The organism is Arthrobacter gengyunqii, from assembly GCF_023022985.1.
Lineage (GTDB): Bacteria > Actinomycetota > Actinomycetes > Actinomycetales > Micrococcaceae > Arthrobacter_B > Arthrobacter_B gengyunqii.
The window spans coordinates 3,459,267-3,484,107 of sequence record NZ_CP095461.1 but is presented as its reverse complement, the minus strand read 5'-3'; the positions used below and the strand labels follow the sequence as shown (position 1 = coordinate 3,484,107).

Annotated in this window: 30 protein-coding genes and 1 tRNA gene; 14 read left to right on the top strand and 17 right to left on the bottom strand. The window is 64.9% G+C overall.

Features of this window, described 5'->3' with window-relative positions; genetic code table 11:
• Positions 1-45: 45 nt before the first annotated feature.
• Both MUG94_RS16190 and MUG94_RS16185 read left to right on the top strand, forming a co-directional pair.
• Positions 46-1,398, top strand: coding sequence for an MFS transporter (locus tag MUG94_RS16190; protein ID WP_227907150.1), 1,353 nt, complete (start codon positions 46-48; stop codon positions 1,396-1,398).
• Entirely contained in the window at positions 1,395-2,504 is a 1,110-nt protein-coding gene (locus MUG94_RS16185; protein ID WP_227907149.1) for an alcohol dehydrogenase catalytic domain-containing protein, read from the top strand. Before MUG94_RS16190 ends, MUG94_RS16185 begins: the two co-directional genes overlap by 4 nt.
• Before the next feature lie 4 nt (positions 2,505-2,508).
• Here the strand turns inward: MUG94_RS16185 and MUG94_RS16180 are convergent, their stop codons facing one another.
• The 5 genes from MUG94_RS16180 to MUG94_RS16160 all read right to left on the bottom strand — a co-directional run bounded on the left by MUG94_RS16180 (position 2,509) and on the right by MUG94_RS16160 (position 7,018).
• Positions 2,509-2,889, bottom strand: coding sequence for an META domain-containing protein (locus MUG94_RS16180; RefSeq protein WP_227907148.1), 381 nt, complete (start codon positions 2,887-2,889; stop codon positions 2,509-2,511).
• Positions 2,880-3,875: a magnesium/cobalt transporter CorA gene (gene corA / locus MUG94_RS16175; protein ID WP_227890743.1), complete on the bottom strand. Its 996-nt coding sequence runs from the start codon at positions 3,873-3,875 to the stop codon at positions 2,880-2,882. The genes MUG94_RS16180 and corA overlap by 10 nt, the downstream gene beginning before the upstream one ends.
• A 119-nt stretch (positions 3,876-3,994) precedes the next feature.
• The gene (locus tag MUG94_RS16170; protein ID WP_227907147.1) at positions 3,995-5,917 is read right to left on the bottom strand and encodes a heavy metal translocating P-type ATPase; all 1,923 of its coding nucleotides are present in this window, start codon (positions 5,915-5,917) and stop codon (positions 3,995-3,997) included.
• 88 nt (positions 5,918-6,005) lie between these two features.
• Positions 6,006-6,752 (bottom strand): IclR family transcriptional regulator, encoded by a 747-nt coding sequence (locus MUG94_RS16165; RefSeq protein ID WP_227907146.1) that lies wholly within the window; start codon positions 6,750-6,752, stop codon positions 6,006-6,008.
• A 41-nt stretch (positions 6,753-6,793) separates the two neighbouring features.
• On the bottom strand, positions 6,794-7,018 hold the full coding sequence (locus MUG94_RS16160; protein ID WP_227890740.1) for a hypothetical protein: 225 nt from the start codon (positions 7,016-7,018) through the stop codon (positions 6,794-6,796).
• A 190-nt stretch (positions 7,019-7,208) separates the two neighbouring features.
• On the opposite strand from MUG94_RS16160, the gene MUG94_RS16155 reads away from it, so the two are divergent.
• Positions 7,209-7,724, top strand: a complete 516-nt coding sequence (locus MUG94_RS16155) for a mycothiol transferase (protein ID WP_227890739.1) — start codon at positions 7,209-7,211, stop codon at positions 7,722-7,724.
• A 48-nt stretch (positions 7,725-7,772) separates the two neighbouring features.
• Here the strand turns inward: MUG94_RS16155 and MUG94_RS16150 are convergent, their stop codons facing one another.
• Positions 7,773-8,192: a four-helix bundle copper-binding protein gene (locus MUG94_RS16150; RefSeq protein ID WP_227890738.1), complete on the bottom strand. Its 420-nt coding sequence runs from the start codon at positions 8,190-8,192 to the stop codon at positions 7,773-7,775.
• A gap of 231 nt (positions 8,193-8,423) precedes the next feature.
• Between MUG94_RS16150 and MUG94_RS16145 the strand changes: the two genes are divergently transcribed.
• Positions 8,424-8,496, top strand: a tRNA-Ala gene (locus tag MUG94_RS16145).
• A 100-nt stretch (positions 8,497-8,596) separates the two neighbouring features.
• Here MUG94_RS16145 and MUG94_RS16140 read toward each other — a convergent pair.
• Entirely contained in the window at positions 8,597-9,046 is a 450-nt protein-coding gene (locus tag MUG94_RS16140) for a hypothetical protein (protein ID WP_227907145.1), read from the bottom strand.
• A 131-nt stretch (positions 9,047-9,177) separates the two neighbouring features.
• Here MUG94_RS16140 and MUG94_RS16135 point away from each other — a divergent pair, with 131 nt between their 5' ends.
• Positions 9,178-10,062, top strand: coding sequence for an NAD-dependent epimerase/dehydratase family protein (locus MUG94_RS16135; RefSeq protein WP_227907144.1), 885 nt, complete (start codon positions 9,178-9,180; stop codon positions 10,060-10,062).
• Between the two features lie 529 nt (positions 10,063-10,591).
• Here MUG94_RS16135 and arfB read toward each other — a convergent pair.
• Positions 10,592-11,014: an alternative ribosome rescue aminoacyl-tRNA hydrolase ArfB gene (arfB, locus tag MUG94_RS16130; RefSeq protein ID WP_227907143.1), complete on the bottom strand. Its 423-nt coding sequence runs from the start codon at positions 11,012-11,014 to the stop codon at positions 10,592-10,594.
• An 85-nt stretch (positions 11,015-11,099) separates the two neighbouring features.
• Here arfB and MUG94_RS16125 point away from each other — a divergent pair, with 85 nt between their 5' ends.
• Genes MUG94_RS16125 through MUG94_RS16115 form a run of 3 tightly spaced genes read left to right on the top strand, consistent with a single transcriptional unit; the run spans position 11,100 to position 12,347 of the window.
• Positions 11,100-11,552, top strand: coding sequence for a hypothetical protein (locus tag MUG94_RS16125; protein WP_227907142.1), 453 nt, complete (start codon positions 11,100-11,102; stop codon positions 11,550-11,552).
• 2 nt (positions 11,553-11,554) lie between these two features.
• Positions 11,555-11,944, top strand: a complete 390-nt coding sequence (locus tag MUG94_RS16120; RefSeq protein ID WP_227907141.1) for a helix-turn-helix transcriptional regulator — start codon at positions 11,555-11,557, stop codon at positions 11,942-11,944.
• Positions 11,945-11,978: 34 nt separating this feature from the next.
• Complete coding sequence (locus MUG94_RS16115; protein WP_227907140.1) at positions 11,979-12,347, top strand: SdpI family protein; 369 nt, start codon at positions 11,979-11,981, stop codon at positions 12,345-12,347.
• Here the strand turns inward: MUG94_RS16115 and MUG94_RS16110 are convergent.
• The 4 genes from MUG94_RS16110 to MUG94_RS16095 form a co-directional block, all read right to left on the bottom strand.
• On the bottom strand, positions 12,344-13,630 hold the full coding sequence (locus tag MUG94_RS16110) for a Y-family DNA polymerase (protein ID WP_227907139.1): 1,287 nt from the start codon (positions 13,628-13,630) through the stop codon (positions 12,344-12,346). The genes MUG94_RS16115 and MUG94_RS16110 overlap by 4 nt on opposite strands.
• Positions 13,631-13,659: 29 nt before the next feature.
• Positions 13,660-14,085 carry a LexA family protein gene (locus MUG94_RS16105; RefSeq protein WP_227907138.1) on the bottom strand — a complete coding sequence of 142 codons (426 nt, stop codon included), beginning with the start codon at positions 14,083-14,085 and terminating at the stop codon, positions 13,660-13,662.
• 87 nt (positions 14,086-14,172) lie between these two features.
• Positions 14,173-14,526: a hypothetical protein gene (locus tag MUG94_RS16100; RefSeq protein ID WP_227907137.1), complete on the bottom strand. Its 354-nt coding sequence runs from the start codon at positions 14,524-14,526 to the stop codon at positions 14,173-14,175.
• Positions 14,523-15,206 carry a DUF6308 family protein gene (locus tag MUG94_RS16095; RefSeq protein WP_227907136.1) on the bottom strand — a complete coding sequence of 228 codons (684 nt, stop codon included), beginning with the start codon at positions 15,204-15,206 and terminating at the stop codon, positions 14,523-14,525. The genes MUG94_RS16100 and MUG94_RS16095 overlap by 4 nt, the downstream gene beginning before the upstream one ends.
• A 77-nt stretch (positions 15,207-15,283) precedes the next feature.
• On the opposite strand from MUG94_RS16095, the gene MUG94_RS16090 reads away from it, so the two are divergent.
• Genes MUG94_RS16090 through MUG94_RS16080 form a run of 3 tightly spaced genes read left to right on the top strand, consistent with a single transcriptional unit; the run spans position 15,284 to position 17,703 of the window.
• Complete coding sequence (locus tag MUG94_RS16090) at positions 15,284-15,838, top strand: GNAT family N-acetyltransferase (protein ID WP_227907135.1); 555 nt, start codon at positions 15,284-15,286, stop codon at positions 15,836-15,838.
• A 54-nt stretch (positions 15,839-15,892) separates the two neighbouring features.
• Positions 15,893-16,828, top strand: coding sequence for an ABC transporter ATP-binding protein (locus tag MUG94_RS16085; RefSeq protein WP_227907134.1), 936 nt, complete (start codon positions 15,893-15,895; stop codon positions 16,826-16,828).
• Entirely contained in the window at positions 16,825-17,703 is an 879-nt protein-coding gene (locus MUG94_RS16080) for an ABC transporter permease (protein WP_227907133.1), read from the top strand. Before MUG94_RS16085 ends, MUG94_RS16080 begins: the two co-directional genes overlap by 4 nt.
• Positions 17,704-17,735: 32 nt before the next feature.
• On the opposite strand, the gene MUG94_RS16075 is transcribed toward MUG94_RS16080, so the two are convergent.
• Positions 17,736-18,320 (bottom strand): GNAT family N-acetyltransferase, encoded by a 585-nt coding sequence (locus tag MUG94_RS16075; RefSeq protein ID WP_227907132.1) that lies wholly within the window; start codon positions 18,318-18,320, stop codon positions 17,736-17,738.
• Positions 18,321-18,329: 9 nt separating this feature from the next.
• Positions 18,330-18,848, bottom strand: coding sequence for a GNAT family N-acetyltransferase (locus tag MUG94_RS16070; RefSeq protein ID WP_227907131.1), 519 nt, complete (start codon positions 18,846-18,848; stop codon positions 18,330-18,332).
• 171 nt (positions 18,849-19,019) lie between these two features.
• On the opposite strand from MUG94_RS16070, the gene trxB reads away from it, so the two are divergent.
• A complete protein-coding gene (gene trxB / locus MUG94_RS16065; protein ID WP_227907130.1) occupies positions 19,020-19,997 on the top strand; it encodes a thioredoxin-disulfide reductase in 978 nt (325 codons plus the stop codon).
• Between the two features lie 94 nt (positions 19,998-20,091).
• On the opposite strand, the gene MUG94_RS16060 is transcribed toward trxB, so the two are convergent.
• Positions 20,092-21,417 carry an Nramp family divalent metal transporter gene (locus tag MUG94_RS16060; protein ID WP_227907129.1) on the bottom strand — a complete coding sequence of 442 codons (1,326 nt, stop codon included), beginning with the start codon at positions 21,415-21,417 and terminating at the stop codon, positions 20,092-20,094.
• Between the two features lie 300 nt (positions 21,418-21,717).
• Here MUG94_RS16060 and MUG94_RS16055 point away from each other — a divergent pair, with 300 nt between their 5' ends.
• Entirely contained in the window at positions 21,718-23,325 is a 1,608-nt protein-coding gene (locus MUG94_RS16055) for an HNH endonuclease signature motif containing protein (protein ID WP_227890689.1), read from the top strand.
• Here the strand turns inward: MUG94_RS16055 and MUG94_RS16050 are convergent.
• Entirely contained in the window at positions 23,322-23,666 is a 345-nt protein-coding gene (locus MUG94_RS16050; protein ID WP_227890688.1) for a PLD nuclease N-terminal domain-containing protein, read from the bottom strand. The genes MUG94_RS16055 and MUG94_RS16050 overlap by 4 nt on opposite strands.
• 222 nt (positions 23,667-23,888) lie before the next feature.
• On the opposite strand from MUG94_RS16050, the gene MUG94_RS16045 reads away from it, so the two are divergent.
• Positions 23,889-24,386: a hypothetical protein gene (locus MUG94_RS16045; protein WP_227890687.1), complete on the top strand. Its 498-nt coding sequence runs from the start codon at positions 23,889-23,891 to the stop codon at positions 24,384-24,386.
• A 14-nt stretch (positions 24,387-24,400) separates the two neighbouring features.
• Here the strand turns inward: MUG94_RS16045 and MUG94_RS16040 are convergent, their stop codons facing one another.
• Positions 24,401-24,769, bottom strand: a complete 369-nt coding sequence (locus tag MUG94_RS16040; protein ID WP_227890686.1) for a DUF1622 domain-containing protein — start codon at positions 24,767-24,769, stop codon at positions 24,401-24,403.
• Between the last annotated feature and the right edge of the window lie 72 nt (positions 24,770-24,841).

The window sequence follows — 24,841 nt, the reverse complement described above, 5'->3', positions numbered from 1 at the left end:
TTCTTTCAGTTATTCCCACCCCCTTGAGTGAACAATGGAGTTTTCATGAGCAGCAGCATCGCGGGAGCCCCCGCCGACGGCAAGATGACCAGAGAGGAACGCAAGGTACTTGCGGGAACCCTGGTGGGCACCACCATCGAATGGTACGACTTCTTCATTTATGCCCAGGCCGCCGGGCTGGTTCTGGCCACGCTTTATTTCGGCCCGGTGAGCGAGGGGCCGCTGGGGCAGGTGGTGTCCTTTGCCACCATCGGCATCAGCTTCCTTTTCCGTCCGCTGGGCGCCGTAGTCGCCGGCCACCTGGGCGACAAGCTCGGCCGCAAGAAAATGCTGGTTTTCACCCTACTGATGATGGGCGCTTCGACGGCCCTGATCGGCATCGTTCCCACCTACGCCCAAATCGGCGTCGCCGCTCCCATTCTGCTGGTGCTCCTGCGCATCCTGCAGGGCTTCTCAGCCGGCGGCGAGTGGGGCGGTGCGGCCCTGCTGTCGGTGGAACACGCGCCGGTGAACAAGCGCGGCCTCTTCGGCGCCTATCCGCAGATCGGCGTGCCGATTGGAATGATCCTGGCAACGTTCGTCATGTACGTGCTCAGCACCAGCCTCACAGAAGACCAGTTCCTGTCCTGGGGCTGGCGCATCCCGTTCCTGTTCTCCGTGGTGCTGATCGGGGTGGGCTACTTCATCCGCCGCTCCGTTGATGAAAGCCCGGTCTTCCTGGAAATCCAGGAACGCAAAAAGGAATCCTCCGCACCGCTGGCCCAGCTGTTCAAGCACAACACCCGCGAAGTGGTCCTCAGCGCCCTGATCTTCATCGCCAACAACGCCGCCGGCTACCTGGTCATCGCGTTTTTCGCCTCCTATGCCACAGGCAAGGCCGACGCCGGCGGGCTGGGGATGCACCGCCCCTCAGTGCTGCTGGCCACCACTTTGGGCTCCTTCGGATGGCTGATTTTCACCATGTACGGCGGGATTCTCTCGGACCGGATCGGCCGGATCCGGACCTTCCAGATCGGTTACGCCTGGGTGTTCCTCTGGGCCGTTCCCATGTTCCTGCTTATCGACACCGCCAACATCGTCCTGTTTGCCGTGGCCATCTTTGTGCTGACCATCGGACTGGGTCTGTCCTACGGGCCGCAGTCGGCTCTTTACGCTGAGATGTTCCCCGCCCGGGTCCGGTACTCCGGGGTGTCCATCGGCTATGCGCTGGGTGCAATCCTCGGCGGCGCCTTTGCTCCCACCATCGCGCAGATGCTGCTCAACGAAACCGGATGGTCGCCGTCAATCGGAATCTACATCATGGTGCTGTGCGTGATCTCGTTCGCTGCAGTGACCATGGTCAAAGAGACCAGGGGTGCTGACCTGCACGTCGACGAAGTGCACAAGACCAAGCGGTGAAGATCCGGGGAGCGGTGCTCGAGGAGATCGGCAGGACACCCAACTACGCAGATTCCCGGCCGCTGACCATCTGTGACCTGGAACTGGATGAGCCGGTCGGCGATGAAATACGGGTCCGGATCGAATGCGCCGGGATCTGCCACTCGGACTTGTCCGTGGTCAACGGCGACCGGATGCGCCCCGTGCCCATGCTCCTGGGGCATGAAGCCGCAGGCATTGTGGAAAGCGTCGGCGACACCGTGACCGAGCTGGTTCCGGGTGACCGCGTGGTCATGACCTTCCTGCCCCGCTGCGGGCAATGCCGCGGATGCCGGTCCAACGGGCTGCTTCCCTGCAGTGAAGGAACCGCTTCCAACACCAAAGGAACCCTGTTGTCGGGACAGGTCCGGCTGCACCGCGGCGGCAAAGATGTGCTGCATCACCTGGGCGTTTCCGGCTTCGCCACCCACGCCGTCGTCGACAAGCGGTCGGTGGTCAAAGTTGCTGCCGATGTGCCGCCCGAAGTTGCCGCACTGCTGGGCTGCGCCGTCCTCACCGGAGGCGGGGCTGTGCTCAACCTGGCCAAACCTAAGCCGGGGGACACCCTGATGGTGGTGGGTCTGGGCGGTGTGGGAATGGCCGCCCTGCTCACGGCACGCGCCCTCGGCGCGGAGGTCATTGGAATTGACGCCAACGAGGAAAAACTGGGACAGGCCCAGGCGCTGGGTGCCGCGGCCGCCTACACGCCGGCGGCTGCGGCGGAGCTGGGCATCACGGCACCCACCGTGGTGGAAGCCGCCGGCAACGCCCGTGCCTTTGAGACCGCTGTGGCGCTGACCGAGCCCGGCGGCACCACCATCACAGTGGGGCTGCCTGCGCCGACTGCCATGGCGCAGATTTCACCGCTCACGCTGGTGGCTGAGGCTCGGACCATCATCGGCAGCTACCTGGGATCAGCGGTCCCTTCCCGCGACGTGCCCATCTTTGCCGACCTCTGGCGGCAGGGACGGCTGCCGGTGGAGAGACTGGTCTCCGCCCGAATCCCGCTGGAGGACATCAACGCCGCCATGGACGATCTCGCCGAAGGCCGGGCCCTGCGCCAGATCATCCATTTTGAGGCGGAATGATCATCTAGCGCTGAAGCGTGCCGATGGGGTCGCCGTCGTTGTTGAACAGTGCGAGAGTTTCGCCGTCAACCTCGGCGGCGGCCGCGTCGGACAGCCAGGTGTCGACGCCGATGCAGCCCACCAAGGTGGAGGTGACGTCTGTCAGCTCCACCGAGGAGCCTTCCTGGTCCCAGCGGCCCATCAGGGTGTTGCAGCCGTCGGTGCCGCTGAACCGGCCGGCGGACTCAAACACGAGGGACGGCATGCTCGAATCCTCGGTGTTGCCCCAGCTGCCTTCAACGGACGAGTCGGGCGAACCGGCGGGGCCCACGCAGGATGACAACAGGCCGGCCCCCAGAGCGGCTGCAAGCAGGATTGCGCCGCGCGCCCGGCGGCTCACAGCCACTTGTTCCGTTTGAAGGTCAGATACAGAGCTGCCGCCATGACCACCATCGCGCCCAGGGCCAACGGGTATCCCCATTCCCAGGACAGTTCGGGCATGTTTTCGAAGTTCATGCCGTAGATGGCGCCAATGAGGGTTGGGGCGAACAGGATGGCAGCCCAGGAGGAGATGCGTTTGACCTGCTCGTTCTGCGCAATGGAGGTTTCTGCCAGCCGGTTCGATGCCAGGGTGGAGGAGAGGTTCAGCGCGTTCTCCAGCAGCGCGCGGTAGGCGTTGACCCGGTCGATCAGGCGCAGGACATGGTCCAGGACGTCGCCCAGGTTGTCCTGCAGCTGATCCGGGATGCCAAACTCTCCGGTGTTGCTCCGCAGGGTGCCCACCATGGCTTCGAGCGGTGCGATGGCGCGCTGGAACTGGATGACTTCGCGGGAGAGTTCATAGATGCGCCGGGACACTTCAGCGTCGCCGCCGAAAAGCTGGTCCTCGATCTCGTCGATGTCGTTCTCCAGCCCGGCTGCCACCGGTGCGTATTCGTCCACCACCTGGTCCAGGACGGCGTACAGCACAGCGTGGGGGCCAAGGGCCAGCAGCTCCGGTTCCTGTTCCAGGCGTTTGCGGACACGGCCCAGATCCGGGGACTCGGCGTGCCGGACCGTCACCACGAAGTTCGGCCCGACAAACAGGTGCAGTTCACCGAACTCGACGCGTTCGACGTCGTCCAGGTACCGGGCCGGACGCAGGACCGTGAACAGCGTGGTGTCGTAGTGCTCCAGCTTGGCCCGCTGGTGGCCCGCCAGCGCGTCCTCCACGGTCAGCAGGTTCAGGCCAAACTCCTCGGCCACGGCCAGCAGCTCAATGTCATCGGGGCGGTACAAGCCGATCCACGCCATGCCGCCTGAAGTGCGGGTCAGCTCGAAGGTCTCATCCAGACTGTCCGGCGTGTGCTGGCGCTTTCCGTCCACATACACTCCATTGTCGATCAGTGTCATGAACGTCCCCTCGCTGTGCTGCCTCCGACCGTCCGCGGCAAGTGCGGCGGACGAAAGACCATTATCCCTGCTGTTGTCTCCGGAAGCGGGCCCGCGGCCGGAGGACTGTTTCGCAGACTTCAGTTCTGAGCCGGCCGCGTTACAGAGTCGCGCGGCTGCGGGAGCGCCCTGGCCCCGGGCTGCAGCTTCTCCGAGGCGGATCCGCCGCCCAGGGCTCGCAGGGCGTTGAGGATGGCGGCCAGGTCCACGAGCTCCTGGATCAGAGCGCCGGCCACGGCGGGGATGAACCCGAAGGCCGCCGCCACCATCAGCCCGACGCTGAGGGAGATGCCCAGCCAGATGCTGCCCAGTGCAATCCGCATCGTCCGCCGGCCAATGATGACGGCGTCTGACACCTTGGAAATGTCGTCCGTTGCGATCACCGCGTCGGCTGATTCTCCCGCGGCGGTTGAACCGCGTGCGCCCATGGCAATGCCGACGTCGGCCGCAGCCAGCACCGGCGCGTCATTGACACCGTCGCCCACCATGATCACCGGACGCGAGGGCATCGCTGCGACCAGCCGGACCTTGTCTTCGGGCAGGAGCTCCGCGTGGACCTGCTGGATTCCCAAGGCCGCAGCGGTGCTTTCCGCCGAAGCAGGGCCGTCCCCGGTGAGCATGACGGGCGGTTCCAAGCCGAGCCGGGCGAGCCGCTCCAAAGTGGCTTTTGCGTTCCGCCGCGGCGTGTCACTGAGCAGCAGGGTGCCGGCGAAGTGTCCGTCCACGGCCACGTACACCCTGAGCTGACCGGCTCCGGGCGCTCCGGCCGGCGCTTCAGCGCCGTCTCCGGTGTCCGGAGCCTCAGCCTCAACGAAGCGGCGCTTGCCCACGAGAACGGTGCGGCCGTCCACAATCGCCCGCACGCCGTTGGTCGCAACTTCGGAAGCGGTGGTGGCCGGGCTCAGCTGCAGCCCGCGTTCCTGGGCGGCATTCTGCACGGCAGCGGCCAGCACATGGGATGAATACTGTTCAGCGGAGGCCGCCAGCCGCAGCACGTCCTCGGCGGTGAAGGAGGAAGCGGGCTGAATGGCTGTCAGCTCGGGTTTGCCGTAGGTCAGCGTGCCGGTCTTGTCGAAGGCAATGCTGCGGGCTCCGGCCAGCTGCTGCAGGGTTGCTCCGCCCTTGACGATGATGCCGTCCTTGGCGGCCCGGCTCATGCCGCCCATGAAGGCCACCGGTGCAGCGATCAGCAGGGGGCACGGAGTGGCCAGCACCAGCACCTCGGCGAAACGGACCGGCTCCCCGCTCACCCACCAGGCAACGCCGGCAAGGAGCAGGGAAAAGACAGTGAACGGGACGGCAAAACGGTCCGCCAGCCGGACCACCGGCGCTTTGGATTCCGCGGCCTCGCGCACCAGGGCGACGATGCGCTGGTATTGGCTGTCCGCCGTTGCCGCCGTTGCCCGGATCAGCACAGCCTGCGATCCGTTGACCGAGCCGCTCATCACTGTTTGTCCCTCGGAGATGGTCACCGGCAGCGGTTCTCCGGTCAGCGAGGATTCGTCAAAGCTGCCTTCCGGGCTGAGCAGGACGCCGTCCACGGGAACCAGCTCGGCGGGTTTGACCAGGAGAACGTCACCCGGAACCACCTCGTCTGCGGCGATATCCGCGGGTGTTTGGGAGTTGGGCGGCAAGCGGTGCGCTGCCTGCGGCGCCCGGGAAAGCAGGGCATCCAGTTCTCCGCGTGCCCGTCCCGCCGCGTAGTCTTCCAGGGCTTCGCCGCCGGAGAGCATGAGCACGATGATCAGCGAGGCGACGTATTCGCCCACCGCCACGGTGGAGAGGATGGCCACCACCGCCAGGATGTCCAGGCCCCAGTGGCCGTGCATAATGTCCCGGATCATGCGGACGCCGGCTCCAGCCGCGATAAGCACGGCGTAAGTTGAGGCCAGCCAGGCGGCGGCGGTGTCCAGATCGGCTCCGAGCAGCGCAAAAACTGCCAAGCCGACGACGACGGTTGCCGCCACCACCGGGTACTTCCGGATTGCGCGAAGAACTGTCATGTCTCTTGTTATAGGCCTGCTGTGCGCGCCCCGCCAGCAAGATTTGGCTTGCCTAACTGCCCACGCGGGCCTGACTGCCCACGCCGGATTAGTTCAGCCGGGCAGTGATCAGGCGTGCGGTTTTCGCCAGCCGCCGGCCCAGGGTTTCCTCATCCCTGCCGGAACCGAAGTACACCACCGACACGGCCGCAGGCAGCTGCCCGGACACGGTGATGGGCGATGCCACGGCGGAGACTCCGCCGATGACTTCGTCGTGGCTGACCGCATAACCCCGGGTTCGGGCCAGAGTGGATTCCGGCCGGTAGGGCTGCCCGGGGGCCAGCTTGGCCCATTGTTCCTCGCCCACGGCGGACTGAATGGCAATGCCGGGGGCTCCGGAGGCGAAGGAGTGCCGGGTTCCCGGCCGCTGAACCAGTGCCGTGCGGCTGTGTCTTGGCTCCACCGTCACCAGCGTGACGCAGTCATGCTGATCCCACACAGCCACGAACGCGGTCATGGAGAGTTCATCGGCCAGCACCGTCAGCTCGGGCAATGCCGCCGTCTGGAGGTCCCGGGATACGCCGCGGGCCAGCGCGGCGAGGCCGGGCGCCGTCGCCACCCGGCCGGCGTCGTCGCGCATTACCAGCGAATGTGCCTCGAGCGTCCGCAGGATGCGGTAGGCGATGGAGCGGTGGACGCCGAGGCCCTGGGACAGTTCAGCGATGGTCATCGGCGCCTCGGCGTCGGCCAGCAGTTCCAGCGCCCGCAGGCCGCGCGAGAGGGTCTGGGACAAGGACCCGGCTCCGCCGGACCCCGGGGAAGGTGCGGATGCGGAAGGGCCGGAGGGTTCAGTCATGAGCCCCATCTTAGGATGACTCGGCGCAGGAACGGCTGCGGCTACGGCATCCGGCGGCGGCTCAGCAGGCCGGACATCAGGAACGTGAGGCCGGCAGCCAGCGGCCACCAGGTGTACATGCTCAGGGTTTCGCCCAGAAAGGCAACAACCAGGATTCCCAGCATGCAGGCAACCACCATGGTCATGCCCACCACGATGCGGATGCGGCCGGGGTGGGGCGAGGGCAGGGGCGGAAGCCATGGAGGACGCTCGTCGGTCCAACTCATGCGGAAAGTTTAGGACTGCCTGCACCCGGATGCACCCGGTTGCAGGTGCCTTTTTTCGCAGTGGCCCCCGGTGCGCGCCGCTGCTCTTTCCCGGCGCGTGTGCCCGTGAAAGGATTGCCGCGATCCTGTGTGCCGCGCCCTGCACGTTGCCGCTGCGGCCGCCCGTCACCGTAACCCTTGGAGCACTGACATGGAACAGAGCGATCTCCTCATCGACGCCTTCGGCCGCCTTCCCCAGACCGTCCGCCAGGCAACCCACGGCTTGGACGCGGCGGCGTTGAACCACCGCCCCTACCCGCAGGGCAACTCCATTTCCTGGCTGATCTGGCATTTAGCCCGGGGTGAGGATGCCCAGATTGCTCCGTTGGCCGGGCATGAACAGGCTTGGACCGCAGATGGCTGGTACGAGCGGGTGGGGCTGCCGCTTGCTGTCGAAGACACCGGATACGGCCACGATTCCGACCAGGTGGCCCTCGTTCAGGTGCCGTCGGCGGACGTGCTGCTCGGATATTACGAGGCGGTGCATTCGCGCACGTCTGCCTTTGTCTCCGGTCTTTCCGGACAGGACCTGGATCAAGTGGTGGACACCGCCTGGGATCCGCCCGTAACCCTGGGGGTACGGCTGATCAGCATCCTCGGTGACGGGCTGGAACATGTTGGCCAGGCCGCCTACCTCCGCGGGATGGTGGTGGCGGCCGGTTTGTAGCCGGCTGGCCGTCGTCGTAGGGCCAGCCGTTGGCGGGCAGGGGTTTCCTCAGCTGCGGGACATGACCACCAGCAGTTCTTCGCACATGGCGGCGCAGCGGCGGCAGGTTTCCGCACAGATCCGGCAGTGTCCGTGTTCGGCGGCATGCTGGGCGCATTCTTCCGCGCACTGGCGGCAGGCTGCGGCACAGGCACGCAGCAGAGCCGCCGTGCTGTCCGGATAGCCGGCGTACCGGGTTCCGACCCGGGCCACCACCGTTCCGGTGGCGGCGCAAATGTCGGCGCAGTTGAGGTCCTTGCGGATGCACTCCACCATGTCGCCGAGCATGTCCTCACTGAGGCAGGCGTCGGCGCAGGCGGTGCAGACCTGGACGCAGTCAAAGCAGGCGATGACGCAGGTGGAGACGGCTTCGAGGTCCGTTCCGGCGCCGTCGGGACGTTCGCTGAGGATGGATTCGATGAGGCTCATGGCACTGCTCCTTTTTGCGTTCGCTGATTGGTGCGGTTTCGCGGGGAGTGCGGCCGGGAAGTTCTGCGGCCCGGGCTGTCAGGATAGCTCCGTGCCGGAAGACCGGACCAGAGCTGGAGCGGCCGCAGGTGCCGCGGGCAGCCAGAACGCCGCGGCGATTTGCCTATGGGCCTGTGCCCGGGTCTAGAATCGTGCTTATGCCCTCAGGGGCTGTCCGGCTTTGGCCGGGCTGGGGCTTTAGCTCAGTTGGTAGAGCGTTTCGTTCGCAATGAAAAGGTCAGGGGTTCGATTCCCCTAAGCTCCACCCTTTCAAAAGGGGTCTGTTTCCTTGTCACAAAGGAAAGCAGGCCCCTTTCTCTGTCGGCAAAGAGGCCAATCAGTTACGTCGAAACGACGCCGAATGGTCACGCCTGCATGATGAGGCGGTTCAGCGTGTCCGTTATGTGCTTTGCCTCGGAGTGGGAGACGCGGAAATCGATGGTGTTTCCGGTCGTGATCACGGAAACGATGGTGTACATCATTCCGTCACGCCTTGTGACCACAGATGAAACTCTCTTGAGCGGGATCATCTCCGTGAAGGCGTTTCCGTGCTTCACCCCGGTGCCCAAGAGGGATACGCCCGCAGTCAAAACCCCGGCAGTGAGCTTGCCGGCGGACAGGCCCCGTTTCAATTCCCACTCAATGCGGTCGTGGAAAATGCGAACCTGTGCGTTCCTGCCTTTGGTGTGGGAAGCGAACTCGAGGATCGGGATGCTCACGGTCTTCCTTTCAGTAGTTGATGAGGGAGGACGCTTGGGGAGGGCTCTTCGACCAGACTCCCGGGGCCGAACCTGTATTGCATCGGTTCGGGGCATATCCCCAATTTTATAAGCTGTGTCCCGAAGTCATGTGGCTGAGTCCCGCACGATTCCTTGACCTATACTCGGGCGACGTGCAATGAATCCGACAGCACAGATCCGACGTGCATCACATCCAAGGAGCAACCATGAAAGTCCTCATCACCGGAGCCCACGGAAAAGTCGGACGCGCCGCCACGCAGGCAATGATCGACGCCGGACACGAAGTCATCACCACCGACCTCAGCCGGCCAAGCTACGAGCGGAAGCCGGAAGGCACGCCGCGCTACGTCATGGCCGACCTCACCGACGCCGGCCAGGCCTACGCCGTCGTCAAGGGAGCCGACGCCGTCGTGCACATTGCCGCCATCCCCGAGCCCACGGGCCACGCTCCCCACGTTGTCTTCCAGAACAACCTCATGTCCACGTTCAACGTCCTTGAGGCAGCCGTCAGCTTCGGCATCAAGCGTTTTGTCTTCCTCTCCAGCGAAACCGTGCCCGGCTTTTTCTTCCCGGAACGCGATTTCCTTCCGGAGTACGCCCCCGTGGATGAAGAGCACCCGATCCACCCGCAGGACCCGTACGCGCTCGCCAAGCACTTCAGCGAGCAGCTCATGGACGCCGCTGTTGCCCGGTCGGACATCCAATGCATCTCCATCCGGCCCAGCTGGGTGCAGTTCGAGGGCAACTACGAAAACAATCTGGGCCCGCAGATCCGCGACGCTTCAGTGCTCAGCCCCGGGTTGTGGAGCTACATCGACGTGTATGACCTGGCCGACGCCATTGTCCTCGCCGCCGAATCCGACCTGCCCGGACACGAAGTTTTCTACATCGCCTCACCGGACAACGCGGGCGGTCACGACTTCGCCGAGGTCCTGACGAAGTACTACGGCGACCAGATCCAGTTGAAGGATCTCGACCGGACCGATGCTTCAGGCATCTCGAGTGCCAAGGCTCAAAGGATGCTCGGCTGGAAGCCCAAGCGCTCCTGGCACGACTACCTGGACGCCGATGGAAAGGCACTCAACAAGTAGATCGGCCGCAGCAGCCGGCAGTCGGAGCAGCAGAGTCAGAAGATCCCCGGCAAGATGCAGTTACCCGCTAGGGTGCTCGTATGGGGTTTATGGGAATTATCTTGATCTTGGCCGCGGTTGCGTTCTCATGCTCGGCTGAGGCCACTGCTCGCGGGAAAATTGGCGTCAATCGCGTTATAGGTCTTCGGGTTGGATACGTGACCTACTCCCCAGAGGCCTGGTTGTCCGGGCATCGCGCCGCCAGAGTCCTCCTCCATGCTGCGGCGGCGCTGTTGGCGGTAGTCGGGATTCTGCTCCTGACTTTGCCTGGGATCTCAGAGGCAACCGGCAGCACCATCGGAGTCGCTGCTTGCCTGGCCTCACTGGGTCTGGTGATCGCCGCCTCCATTAAGGCCAACCGGGCAGCTGAAGTCACGGTCGTCAGGTCCGTTGATGCGCAAGGTGCTGTCTGAAGGAGGCCGCCGTGCCCGCTGAACTGTCCTGCGATCTGAAACTCCGAGACATCGGCCGGGAATGTGCCGGCGGGTAGCTAATCGGTCGGCGGGCGCTGCCGCTGGCGTTTGGTGGCGCCCCGTTGTTTCTTGGCATCGAGACGTCGATAGTTTGAGCCTCGGGTCGGCTTGGTCTTTCGGCGCAGGGCAGCTTCGGGAGTAAGACCGTCCGCCACCATCTCGGCAAGTTTGGTCAGGGCAATCTCCCGGTTGCGCAGCTGGGAGCGCTGCTCGGAGGCGGTGACGGTGATGGTTCCCGCGATCAGACGCCGCTTGAGGCGTCGCAGCAGGATCTGCCGCTGGGTATCCGACAGCGACGTCGAAGCGGCCACATTCCAGGACAGCGCCACGCGGCTGTCGGAGGTGTTGACATGCTGTCCGCCGGGGCCGGACGAGCGCGAGAAGCGCCAGGCAAGTTCCGAGGCGGGAATCGTGAGCGCGGGCGACACCGTCAAGTCCATGCAACCAGCGTCGCACGGCTTCGGGGATCCGGCATCCGCCGGATCCCTCTTCCGCAGGTAGTGTTCCATTGGTACAGTGCCGCACATGACTACTTCCACTCTGCCTCAGGCTTCAGTCAACGCCCGATCCGTGCTCCTGCCGTACCTTCTGGTTCTGGTGGTTGCCATGACGGCAATACAAGCAGTGATCGCCTTCACCGGAGGAGGAATTACCCTTCTCGCCGGTGTCCTCACGGCCCTCGTTGCAGTCGGAATCGCCGTCTGGTTCTGGTGCACCCGCCGGAAACTCACCAAGATCCGTTTCGGGCCGGCCATCGCGCACACCCTTGCGTTTGTCACCGTAACGGCGTCCTTCAACCTGCATGCCGTCATCCGTACGCTGTCCCTGGGTTCTTCCGGCGGAGCCGACGGCGCCGCTGCCCATGAGCTTCTGGCCACCCCGTGGTTCGGTGCCACCCTGGTGATGAGTGCCGCCTGGGGAGCCGGGCTGCTGATCCATCTCGCCGGCGTCGTGCTGGGCCGCGGCTGGGAGGACTGAGCGTGGCCCATCCCGGGGAGGAGCAGGAATGGGTGGAAGCCCGGGTCGAATCCTGGGTGGAGACCTACAAAAAGTCGATGTTGACGCCGGTGGTTTTGCGGGCGGTCGCCGAGCGTCAGCCGGTGACGGTGGCCAGTGTTGCAGCGGCGGTTGCCGCAAGCACCGGATGGCAGATCACCGAACGCAGTCTCTACCGCACCCTGAAAAGACTGCAGGACAGCGGTCTCCTGCACAGCGCAGAGGTTGATGTCCCACGCACGGGGGCTAAACGCAAGGAGATCTCCCTGACGGGTTTGGGGGCGCAGTTCCTGGCCGGAATCACCGCCAGCCTGGTTGAGTTTCCGGTCCCTGAGTCCGGCGGTGCCGGAGCCAAACGGTCCGTGCCGGAGTAACGGCGTCCCGGCAGTGCGCGACTAGACTTCCGCAATGGGGTTACTGGAATTCGTTCTGATCGTGTCCGCCGTCGCCGTGTCTTGGACCGCGGAAGCAACCGCAAGAGGCCAGCTCGGGGTGAATTCAGGAGTCGGCATCCGGGTGGGCTACGTGACCCACTCGGCCGACGCGTGGCTAGCCGGGCACCGTGCGGCGCGGCTCCTTCTGCACGCTTCGAGCGCGGCCTTCGCTGTCGCCGCTGTTCTTTCGCTGATGCTGCCCGGCATCACGGACGAAACAGGTGCCCTCATCGCCATCGCGGGCTGCCTGGTCGCGCTGGGGCTTGTCATTGCGGCCTCCGTCAAGGCTGGCCGGGCGGCGGAACGTGTGGTTGTCGAGTCCGTGGACAGCCAAAACGGCTAAACCGCCTTGACCACCGGCAGGTCGGACCATTCGGTGGTGTAGCGGGGAGAGGCGAAGTTCCGGGCCATGGTCCAGTCCGGCTTGGCCGAGGACATTCCGGCCAGGCCCAGGCCAATGCTGGCGGCACCGTACTTGTCGGTGACCTGAGCCAGCAGCGGCCCGATGTCCTTCTGTTCGGGTCCGGCATCGAACAGGTCGAACACCGGCTCGGCGCCGGCGGGGGAGAGGCCGGTGAGCATGATCCCGGCCTTGGCGTACCGGGCGCCCTCCACCACCTGAGAGTCCATGGCGGTGATCGCGGCCCGGGTGAGCACCAGCGGATCCGCGGTGGGCCGCTGGAGCCGGACCGTGGCCGAGGGTGAGGACGCTTCAGTGCCGCTGAACCGCGAGGTGGACGCAAAGACGGTCATGACGCTGGCCAGCTGCCCCTCCTTGGCAAGCCGAATGGCCGCTTTTTGGGCGTACAGGCTCATGACCTGACGCATCGATTCCCGCGTAGTAACCGGCGTCGCGAAGCTGCGCGAAAAGAGGACCTGCTGCTTGTCCGCGGACTCGGTTTCCATGGGAATGCAGGCGGTGCCGTTCAGCTCCAGCACCGTGCGCTGCAGCACCACGGAGAACTTCGCGCGGATGACGGCGGGATCAGCGGCGCGCAGATCCGCGACGGTGTGGATGCCCAGCGCGTTCAGCCGGGCACCGTTGCGCGCGCCCACGCCCCACAGTCCGGTGACCGGCACACGGGACATGATGGTGTCGACGACGGCGGGATCCAGGGTGTCGAGGTTGCAGACCCCGCCCATGTGCGGATTCTGCTTGGCGATCCGGTTCGCGAATTTGGCCAGGGTTTTGGTCGGGCCGATCCCCACGCAGACCGGCAGGCCGATGTTCTTTGCCACGGCGGCACGAATGTCAGTGCCCCGGTTCCGCAGTTCCTCATCGGTGCCGTGCAGGTGCAGGAAACACTCGTCAATGGAATAGATCTCCTGCTCGGAGGAGAAGCGTGCCAGCAGCTGCATCACGCGTGAGCTCAGATCCCCGTACAGCTCATAGTTGCTGGAGCGCTGCACCAGGCCCAGCTTCGGAGCGGCCTCCGCCAGCTTGAACCACGGCTCACCCGTCTTGATGCCCAGGGCTTTGGCCTCATCGGAGCGCGCCACCACGCAGCCGTCATTGTTGGACAGGACGACCACGGGAATGCCGGCCAGCAAAGGGTCGAAGACGCGCTCGCAGGAGACGTAGAAACTGTTCACGTCCACCAGGGCGATGCGGTGCCGCTCAGCCATGGCACGCCGCACTGTGGTGGTAAGGCAAATCAAACATGGTGCAGACACCGGGTCACGACGCCCCAGACGGACAGTTCCGCCGGGTCCGGTACCCGGATGTCTTCTGAATCCGGGCTCTCCGCGTGCAGGAAGATGCCCTGTCCCGTGAGCAGCAACCGCCGGATGATCAGCTCTCCGTTGAGGACGGCGACGACGACGGACCCGTCTTTGGGGGTCAGCGAACGGTCCACGATCAGCTCGTCTCCGTCACTGATGCCGGCTCCGTCCATGGCATTGCCGGCGACCCGCATGATGAACGTTGAGGTGGCGTCGCGGATCAGATGCCGGTTCAGGTCAATGCCGGCGTCGTAATAGTCCTGGGCGGGCGACGCGAATCCGGCGGGAAGGGTTGAGCCGCGGGTGGCCGGTTGCTCATTCGCGCTGCCGGAACGCGGCGCGGGGCCTGAGGAAAACACGGGCACCGCGCACCTCCCTAGAACACACTTTCGAATACCAACAGGTTAGCACCGACCTCGGAAAACGTCTTGGCGAAGGGCGCGGGTTTAGGGTGCAGCCGGTACCGAGGTGATGGCCGGCTGCGGAACTCCCGGGCTGTCCGACTCCACTGGAACAAGAAAAGCGAGGGTCGCCAGAATGCTGATCGCCGCCACGACGACGAGCAGGACACCGCTGATGATGGCAACGACCCAGGCGCTGCGGGGCCGCGGCCGCCGCCGCACCAGGGCAATGATCGCCAGCACCAGAGCGAGCCCGGCCAGCGGAAAGAAAAGCGGAATGAGCACAATGGAGAGAACCAGCGCCGTGAGGGCAATAATGCCCGACGGCGTGCCCAGCCACGGGCTGGCGGGTCCTGGGCGCACGGCCGGTGCGGCTGGTGGAGACGGGTGGGAGCTCATGCCTCGAGATCCTCTTCCTGCGGCTCGAACCCCTGCCGTTTGCCGTGCATGGACAGCACAATATCCAGAACCCGAAGGTCGGAAATGGGTTCCGTGATCCCCGATTCGGCCCGGATTTCCGCCAGCCGTTCGGCCAGGACGCCGTCCGCGAAGGAGGCGTGCCAATACTCCCACTGGTCCTTGGGGCCGGGCAGCGCCGTAACCCTGCGGATGATGGAGTCGTACACCGGAATCAGCCGGGGCCGCTTGCGGGCAAGAAGTTTGCTGGCGGTGCTTGGGCCCACGCCCCAGCCGCCGTCGTCGTCGTGCCTGCCGCGCAGGAGGTTCCACAGCTGGCGGGCCGGGCTGCCCGCGCCCAAATCCTGCACCGCGTCCGCGTCGGGCAGATCAATGTCCGCCGGAATGGCGGCCAGCAGGTCGGAAATGTCCCCGGCCCGGGTTTCCAGCAGGCCAACCGCCGTCCGGGCGGGGATCTTCACCGAGCGGAAGGATGCGGCCACGACGTCGTCGGACGTGAACCGGTTCACCACTTCCGGGGCATCGCCGCCGCCGGCCCAGGAATCAAACCGTGAACTGCTGCGGACCCTGCCGGTTCGCGGCATGAGTTCGGTGAAATAGTCCTGCAGATTCCGTGCCGCCGACTCAACAGTGATTTCCCCGGTCGAAACAACTCGTCTCATGAATAACCCCAAGTCTGGGTAGGAATGCCGCTGGACATAATAATCATCACCCTACTGGTGTCGGATAGGCTCCCACCATGGTTATCAACTTTCGCCCCATGACCGAATCGGCAGCCGAGGCGGAGGCCATTGTGCAATTCCTGACCTCAAACAGTTTTCCTTTCCATGTGACGGCACAACACACGGCAGAGTCGGCACGGGAAGCGGTGGACAGCGGCAGGTTCTGGTCGGAAGAATCCGTGGGTTACTGGATCCTCGCTGAGGACGAAACCGTGGGAATGGTGGTGCTCGACGACCTGGAGGAAGACACCCCCATGTTCGACCTGAGGCTGGCGGAGGCATGCCGGGGCCGGGGACTGGGGCCGCAGATCCTGAAGGTCCTGTGCTCGCTGGTGTTCGAAAAGTTCCCCGAACCGGTGCGGTTCGAAGGCCAGACACGGGAGGACAACGTTGCCATGCGCAAGACTTTCGTCCGGGCAGGCTTCCTCAAGGAGGCCCACTACCGCCTCGGCTGGCCCACGGCGGACGGTACGCGCGTCGCCTCGGTCGCGTATGCCATCCTGCGGCAGGACTGGGAAAACAATGAGACCACGCCCCTTGAATGGGACGATCTGGAACAGCTCTCCCGCTAGACTTTCCCCAGCCCGGCCGATGCCGCCGGAGGAATTGAAAGATCCGGGGGAATCGTGGCAACAAGCGGAGACGCCGCTATATCCGTGCGTGGACTGACCAAGAAATACGGTGCCACCACGGCTGTTGATGACCTCTCTTTTGAGGTTCAGCCCGGCACCGTCTTTGCCTTTCTCGGAGTCAACGGCGCCGGTAAATCCACCACTATTTCCTGCCTCACCACTGTCATTACCTTCAATGCCGGTGAAGCCAGCGTCAGCGGGCACGACGTGCGCAGCGAAGCCGGCAAAGTCCGCAGGGACATCGGCGTGGTGTTTCAGGATTCGTTGCTGGACCCGCTGCTCACCGGCAGGGAGAACCTGAAGTCCCGGGCCCGGTTCTACACTTCCGACACCTCGGCCACGGACGCCCGGATCGCCGAACTGAGTGCCCTGATTGGGCTGGACGACTTCATGGACCGCCGCTACGGCACCTATTCCGGCGGACAGCGGCGCCGGGTGGACATTGCCCGCGCACTGCTGCATTCGCCGTCGATCCTCTTTCTGGACGAACCGACCGCCGGACTTGATCCGGCCAGCCGCGCCATGGTCTGGTCCACCATCCGCGAGCTGCGGGATCGGCACGGGCTCACCGTCTTCCTCACCACGCACTACATGGAGGAAACCGAGGAGGCAGACCGGGTGTGCATCATCGAACGCGGCCGGATCATTGCCGACGGCACTCCCGCCCAGCTGCGGGCCCGGCACAGCAACTCCGTCCTGAGCATTACCTCGGCGGACCGTCCCGCCCTGCTGGCGCTTGCCGCAGCGGAGGGCGCCGGCATCCGCGAGGAGGACGACGGCGGGGTGGTGCGGTTGGTGGTGGACAGTGCCGAGTCGGCCCGCAGGATCCTGGTGGAGCACGGGGACAACGTCCTGGACTTTGAGTTCCGGCACGGGACCATGGACGACGTTTTCCTGGCGCTGACCGGGCACGAAGGGGATGCGTCATGAGTGTTGTTGGAACCCTGATGTCCCGCAATCTGCGGCTGTTCTTCCGTGACCGGCTGGGGGTGTTCTTCTCGCTGCTCTCGGCACTGATCCTCTTCCTGCTGTACACCCTGTTTTTGGGCAGCAGCCAGATCGACAACCTTCAGGAGTCCTTTCCCAGGGTCTCCAGAGGTGAGGTCAAGAGCTTTGTGGACACTTGGATGTTCGCCGGGATTGTTGGCATCACCTCGATCACCACCGGTCTGGGCGCAATGAACGTGTTTGTGGAGGATTCGTCGTCGGGGCGGTTCCGGGACTTCTTGGTCTCCCCGATCCGCCGCGAGACGCTGATCGTGGGCTACCTGCTCTCTGCTGCCGTCGTCGCCCTGATCATGACCACGGTGGTGCTGATCATCAGCCTCGCCTACCTGTTTTTCGTGGACGGGGTCAGCTTTGACGCGGGGCAGATCGTCACGGTGTACGGGTTCCTTGCGCTGAGCTGCCTGGCCTTTGCGGCGCTAAGCGCCTTTGTGGTGTCCATGGTGCGTTCTGCGGGGGCGTATTCGGCGCTCTCGACCATTGTGGGCACCATCCTCGGGTTTCTCGCCGGCGCCTACATTCCGGTGGGAGCACTGCCCGAGGGGGTGCGCACCGTGATCAGCGCGCTGCCGTTCATGCAGGCGTTCCTCCCGGTCCGGCAGGAAATGACGGCCGATTCCCTGCAGGCCATGACCGGCGGCGAGCCGGAGGCGGTCAGCGATCTGGAGTCGCTCTTCGGCATCACGGCGGCGGTGGGGGATTGGGCCGTCAGCAACACATATGTGGTGTTCATCCTGGCCGCCATGACGGTGGTCTTCACCCTGCTGGCTGCCGTGCAGATCCGGCGCCGCATCAGCTGAACCAGAAACAGCTGAACTACGGATCAGCTGGACTACGGTGCCGGCGCGGGCCGCGGATCGCGAGCGAGAATCCCCATGCTGACCGCGTCCACCCTGGCGCCGTCCCACAGCAGGGCGTCGCGCTGGCGTCCTTCCACGGTGAATCCGGCCTTTTCATAGGCCCGCTGGGCGCGCGGATTAAACGCAAAAACCTCCAGCGCCACCCGGTGCAGGCCCAGGTCGTCAAACGCATGCCCGACGACGGCGGCAGTCGCCTCGGTGCCGTACCCCAGACCGCGCACGTCGGCCGGGGACAGGACAATCCGGAATCCCACCGACTCGTTGTCGGCATCGAGATCGTTCAGCACCACTTCGCCCAGATACCGTTCCTCCGGGTGCTGTTCGTCTGCGCGGCGGATGACTGCCCAGTCTGCGCGGTCATGCTGCGCGGCGAGCCCAGCCAGCCACGCCCGGATCTGTTCGGGCGTGAATTCTGCGTGGGTTCCGGTCAGGCGCCGTGCTTCCGGATCCTGCAGGGCGGCCCAAGCGCCGTCGAAATGCTCGGGTCCCAGCGGTTCCAGCCGAAGCCGGGCGGTGGTCAGTGTGGCCTGATCGGCGAAAAGGTTTCCGGGAAGCATCCGGCCAGCCTACTGGGGTTGTGCGGACTGGTTTCCCGCCGCGGCTTCGAAAATGATCTCCAGCCCGTCCTCCTCATCCCACTGGGAACCGTTTTCCTCGAACCCGTACTGCAGCACCAGGTTGCGGGACGCTTCGTTATCCGGGCTGATGGTGGCGCGCACAGTGCGGACGTCCGGTTCACGGGCGGCCCGGGCCAGCAGCAGTTCCAGTGCGGCGCGGGCGTAGCCGCGGCGGCGGAACAAAGGGTCCACGGAATAGCCCAGTTCCACCATGCCGTCGGGATCCGGCGGTCCGTGAAAACCTGCGCAGCCCACAGCCTGCCCCGATACCTGGTCGACGATCGCCCCGGTGATCCAGCCGGCGTCGTCGGGCGCTGCTGCCAGCTGAGCGCTGCGCATTTTCCACAGTGACTGCCGGTCGAGGGAAAAATGCCGGGTGAGGGCAACCTGGGAACGCTGGTTGGCGGTGTCCAGGTCCCCGTCGGCCAGCGCGTCGATGGCGGCCGGCGGCAGCTGAAGAATCTCCACACCGGGGTGCCGGACTGCGGGGTGCTGTGTTGGGGGAGTTCGTGGAGGGGAGGGCATCGGTCCATTATGGCGGCGACGGCACGGAACTTCTTCCCGGCCGGTGCCGGGCCGGTCACACTGGGATCAGTGCGCTTCCTGTTCCAGACCTGTCCGCACGGCAAGGAGCACCCCATGAACACCGATCAGGTTCTCATCATCGGCTCCGGCCCGTCCGGCTACACAGCGGCTATCTATGCCGCCCGGGCGGGTTTAAAGCCGCGGGTCCTCGCCGGTTCCGTAACCGCAGGCGGAGCCCTGATGAACACCACCGAGGTGGAAAACTTTCCCGGCTTTCCGGATGGAATCCTGGGTTCGGACCTGATGGACAGTCTGCGCCGACAGGCGGAAAAGTTCGGTGCGGTTGTCCAGTACGACGACGTCGTGTCAGTGGATCTGGGCGGACACATTAAGCGGGTGGAGACCGGCGGCGGCGACAAATACAAGGCACGCAGCGTCATCCTGGCCACGGGATCCGCGTATAAGGAACTGGGCCTGCCCGAGGAAAAGCGGCTCAACGGACGCGGCATTTCCTGGTGTGCCACCTGCGACGGTTTCTTCTTCCGCAACCTGGACGTGCTGGTGGTGGGAGGCGGGGATTCAGCGATGGAGGAGGCGCTGTTCCTGAGCCGGTTCGGGCGGACCGTCACGGTGATTGTGCGGCGCGGCGAGCTGCGGGCATCTCGCATCATGGCCATGCGGGCCAAGAGCCACGAGAAGATCCGGTTTGAGTGGAACAGCGAAGTGACCGCGGTTCACGGCCAGGACAAGGTGACGGGGGCGACCCTTACCGACACCGTCACGGGAGAAAAGCGCGAGCTTCCTGCGGCCGGGGTGTTTGTCGCCATCGGGCATGTGCCGCGCACCGAACTGCTGCACGGACAGGTGGATCTGGATTCGGAGGGTTACATCATCGTCGCTGCTCCCACCACGGCCACCTCCGCCGACGGTGTTTTTGCCTGCGGTGACGCCGTGGACCACCGCTACCGTCAGGCCATCACTGCTGCCGGCACCGGGTGTGCCGCCGCCCTGGACGCGGAGCGCTACCTGGCGGCGGTTCAGGATGCTGACAGCATTGCGACCGCACTGGTGGAGGGAACGCTGAGCGACTGACTTGAACGACTGGGCGGGGTTCCGGTGACGCGGGAACCTTGCCGCCGTCGTCGTCGTGCCGTGTGTTGGGCGGCGGCGGTGAGCCGTCCTGCCGCTAAGCCGCACCGGTGAACGTCAGCACGAGCAGCGTAATGTTCAACCCCACCAGCAGGATGGCCACCACCACTCCCAGTGCGGTGGTCCACCAGCGGTTGGTGTGTACGCCCATCAGCTCCCGCCGCGAGGTCAGCCACACGAGCGGGATCAGGGCAAACGGAATGCCGAAGGACAGGATGACCTGGCTCAGGATGAGCGCCCAGGTGGGGTCGACGCCGGCCGCCAGGATCAACAGGGCCGGAATCAGCGTAATCAGGCGACGCAGCAGCATCGGCATCCGGACCTTCAGCAGCCCCTGCATGATTTCGGCACCCGCGTAGGCACCCACGGAGGTTGACGCCAGGCCCGATGCCAGCAGGCCGACGGCAAAGAGGGTGGCGACGGCGCCGCCAAGGGACGCGGCGATTGCGGCGTGCGCGCCTTCCAAGGTGTCCGTTCCGGCGACGCCTTGGAGGGAGCTGGCGGCCAGGAGCAGGATCGCCAGGTTTACGGTTCCGGCTACGGCCAGTGCAATGGTGACGTCCCAGCGGGTGGCGCGGATCAGCCGGGGGGTTGTCAGGGAAGCGGTGCGGGTCGGGAACCGGTCCCGGGTCAGTGCTGAATGCGCATAAATGGCGTGCGGCATGACAGTGGCACCCAGGATCGAGGCCGCGAGCAGCACGGATTCGCTTCCCTCGAAGCGGGGGATGAGGCCGTCTGCCACGGCTCCGGCGTCGGGCGGTGAAATGACGATGCCCGCCGTGAAGCCGACGGCGATAACTGCCATCATGGACACGATCACGTATTCAAACGTGCGGTGGCGTCCGCTGCCCTGAAGGCCCAGGACGGCCATGGAAATGACCCCGGTAATGACGCCTCCAAGGAGCAGGGGAAGGTCGAACAACAGCCACAGAGCGACGGCGCCGCCGATCACCTCGGCCACGTCGGTGGCCATGGCTACGAGTTCGGCCTGGAGCCAGTAGAGGCGGCGTCCGGTTTTGCGGCCCAGGCGTTCTCCCAGCAGCTCGGGCAGGGACTTGCCGGTGACCAGGCCAAGTTTCGCGGAGAGGTATTGGATGAGCCACGCCATGATGTTGGCTCCGACCACAACCCACACCAGCAGGTAGCCGAACCGGGCTCCTGCCGTCATGTTGCTGGCCACGTTTCCCGGGTCCAGATAGGCGACTCCCGCAACCAGTGCCGGCCCCAGCATCCAGATCAGGCGTTTGGGGGAGGGGGGTGTCGTGGACGGAGGAACGGGCGCGTTGGAATGAGGAGCGGGCGCGTTGGAAGGCGCGCCGTTTGCCGGCTGGTCGGTCCTCAGGAGGGCGGTCTTGCGGCTCATGACAGCAACCTAGCATGAAAGTTCGGTGTCCCGAAGATTGGGCGGCGGGGACGGCGAACTTACAGCGAATTCATGCCCGGTGAGTCGGTTCCCCGGCTGCGCGGAACAGATGTCCGGAGCACTGGGTTGGGGTGGAGGTGGGCTGACGGGGCGCAGCTATCAGTGGTGCAGGTGTCCCTGAGGCGTGCAAGTAGTTCCGGTAAAAAGTCGGGTATTTCGAGGGCCCGGGAGGGCCTGTTTTGAGGCTTTTGGGGCTGTTTTCGGGACGGAAATGTCAGTGCCGGGTGAAAGCCTGAAGACATGGATCAGAACGGATCTTCTCGGCTCGGAGGCACTGGTGATTTCACCGGTGCCGGACAGGCTGCTGGCGCGAGCCTGTCGGTTTACGAGGCTGAGTCAGGTACTGCCGGGAGCCCTCGTGCCCAGTACGATCCCGCGCAGGTCTCCCACCCCGGCCCCACCTACCGTGAGGGGTTCACTGGGTCCCTGGCCCTGCAGTCGGCTGAGTCCCTGACCCAGGACGAAGCCGGGGCTGTGTTGTCACGGTTGGATTCCCTGATGCGGTGGGCTCAAGCTCAGCAAGCGAAAGTCCTGCACCGGATGGAGACCGTCTTCCGCGACGATCTACTCCAAGACATCGGTAGGGAAGATCCGGGGCTGACGTTCAGTCTTGCTGCGGAGGAAGCTGCCGCGATCCTGCATCTGCCCACCAACACCGCGAAGATGCTGATGAGCGACGCCGGACAGTTGTGTTCCACCCACACGACAACCCTGGCTGGTTTGGAAGAAGGCACCCTCAGTTACGGGCATGTCCAAACCGTGCTGGATCAGTCCCAGAACGTCCCCGAGGCTGAGCTGGCGAGCTTTGAAAAGGATCTGCTGGAAATGGCGGCGGCGGGACAGACGCCGTCCAAGTTCCGGGTGAAGGCCCGCCGGATGCGGGAAAAGACATATCCGGAGACCATTAGCGTCCGGCACAAGACGGCGTTTGAGCAGCGCCGGGTCTGTTTGGCACCGGACGAGGACGGGATGTCCTGGTTGTCGGCCTTGTTGCCGGCAGTCCGTGCCCAGTTGATCTACACGCAGCTGACCACAGCTGCGCGGGGTGAACAGGCGGCCGGGGACCCGCGGCTTGTGGATGCGTTGCGGGCGGACATTCTGGCGGACCTCCTCGAGGGCGAGGATGCGGTTGGCGATACGGGTGGCGATGAAGGTGGGGACGTCCACGATAACCGCGTTGATGATGGCCTGGACAACCACCCGATCATGGATACCCGGGACAACGGCGGCACCAAGGACGCCAAGGCTCGGGCGCGGGCACGCACCGAAATCCTGGTCCTCATCAACGCCGAAACCCTCTTCGGAGCTGACGAACAACCGGCGGAACTGCACGGGTACGGGCCCATCAGCCCTGAAACCGCCCGCAGGCTCGCCCGGCAGGCAGCCCACTGGACACCGGTGGAACGTCACCCGGGCACCGACGAGATTTTGCGGGTCGGCCGGCGAAGAAAGGTTCCTGCCGGGTTGCAGCGCTGGCTTCGTGCCCGCGACGGAACCTGCCGGTTCCCGGGATGCCGGACCAACGCCGTGATCTCCGAGCTCGACCACACCAAACCCTGGTCCCACGGCGGAACCACCGACCACGACAACCTCGAACACCTCTGCCGGCGGCACCACATGTTCAAAACCCGGGGGTTCTGGAAAGCACGGCAACACCGTCCGGGGATTATCGAGTGGACCTCACCGGGAGGCCGAACCTACCGCACCGACCCACACCTCGCGCTGGCGCCTGACCACGGAACGGTGCCGGGGAAATCAGCGGGGAGACCTGGTGCTGTGTTCGTTTCGTACGGCGGGACAGTGAGCGAGAATCCCAACGACTACGGGGATGATCCGCCGCCCTTCTAGCGCTCGTGGACGTCCAACAGGACAACAGGTTCTTCGGGTGCATCAGGTACATCGGGTGTGCCAGCCGCATCCGGCGTGTCAGCTACATCGGGTGTGTCAGGCGTGGGAGGGTTTTCGCCGTAGTCAGTTGGAAAGGCAAGCGTCCTCCGATGTGAAGCCGCGAACCAGAGGATGGACCCTGCCACCGGAAGCAGGACGACAACCAGCATCCAGGCACGGCGCGCCGAGCGGGAAACCCACGACGAACCCGCCAAACTGCAGAGCGCAGCGGCAGCCAGCGTGAGGTACAGGATCAGTGACAGCACCACCAGCGGAGCCCACATCAGGTATTCGATAGGCATAACGAAAACCATGCTCTTTCATCATGAACGGAGTCAGAACAAACAATGAACGGGGTTGGCGCCGTCGATCGGGGGTGGACGCTCTTCCAGAATAGGGTTCCTGCGAGGTGAAACACCTCATCCCCTGTGATGACATCCAGACGAGCCGTGCCGTCCCCAAGTAGTACCGGGTGGAAGCAAGGCCGGACAGGAAAACTGCTCACGTGCGCCTAGCCTTAATCCATGAGCTCCACATTCCGTGCACCGGCGCCCGCAACCTCCAAGGTCCATCCCGCAACGCTCTTTTGCGCGCTCACTGCTGCCCTGAGCATCCCGATGGCGCTGCTGATCCCCCTCTGGATCACAGCAGGACGGGTGCTGTTCGGGATCCACGGGAATCTGGTGGCGATCTTTGCCGCAACCATCGGACCGCTGATGGTCATTTTGATGTTGCTGTCCGCAGTGCGAATCACCGTGGCAGCCACTCGGCGGCCGCGATTTGGTGCTCCCATGCGGACGTCTTTCCTCCTGCTGGGACTGTGGCTGGCAGGTGGCACCTTTGGATTCTTGGTGCCCGACGTCGGCGGTGGATCAGGGCGCAACGGTTCAATCGTGACCGCGCTGCTGGGATCGGACGCAGGAGGTTTCTCTGCAGCGCTGGCCAACCCGGTCGGCATGCTGACACTGGGTCTGACCGTGGTTCTGCTCGTTGTGTCGGTGAGGGACAGTCGCCAAGCCTAAGCCGGGTCCGCCGGTCACTTCGGCGGCGGTGCCGTTTCAGCGGTGCGGGCCTGCTGCCAGGGCAGCCGTCCGGTTACTTCCAGCTGCAGGGCGTAACTGAGGAAGGTCCGTATCAGGACGATGAGAGCCAGCACTCCCAGCGATTCAAAAGTGGGAGTCACCGCCACGGTCCGGATGATGTCCGCTGCAACCAGCAACTCCAGCCCCAGCAGGATGGAACGGCCCAGTTGCTGCCGGTACGCCTCATAGACCGGCCGGCCGGTGCGCCGCAGGAGTGTGCGCAGCACGGACACCGTAGCGAGGATGGCACCGATAATGATCACGGCCACCCCGGCCAGGTCCACCAGCTCGCCGGCGGCTTCGATGATGCCCTTGAATTCCATTCTCTGCTCCACTCACCGGCTTCAATGGTTGCGTCCACAGGGCGGATCGCCCGTACCTCCATAAGCAAGGCG